This is a genomic window from Vogesella lacus (assembly GCF_979366295.1).
Genome location: NZ_CEETQT010000048.1, coordinates 1 through 313, shown reverse-complemented (window position 1 = coordinate 313; position 313 = coordinate 1). Strand labels below are relative to the sequence as shown.

Below are 313 nucleotides of genomic sequence, written 5' to 3'. Positions count from 1 at the left end.
TTGTCCGGGGTGACGGTGAGGGTCAGCGTGCTGCTGCCGGTACCGCCGTTCGGGTCCACCACGTTGTAGCTGATGACCGGCACGTTGCCGTTCCAGTTGTCGGCCGGGTCAAACACGTAGTCACCGTTGGCCGCAATGGTCACGGTGCCGACGTTGGCGATGGTGGCGGTCTGGCCGGCGGTGAAGCTGCCGCTCACGCCGGCGATGCTGAAGCCGGTGACGGTCAGCACGCCGTCGGCGTCGCTGTCGTTGGCCAGCACATTGCCGGTGGCGTTGCTGTCTTCGGTGACGGTGTTGCTGTCAGCCACCAGGC

Annotated in this window: 1 protein-coding gene; it reads right to left on the bottom strand. The window is 66.5% G+C overall.

Annotation, left to right across the window (positions count from 1 at the left end; translation table 11 throughout):
• Positions 1–313, bottom strand: a 313-nt coding sequence (locus ACZ9W6_RS17660; protein ID WP_465192494.1) for an Ig-like domain-containing protein, incomplete at both ends; no start/stop codon positions are given.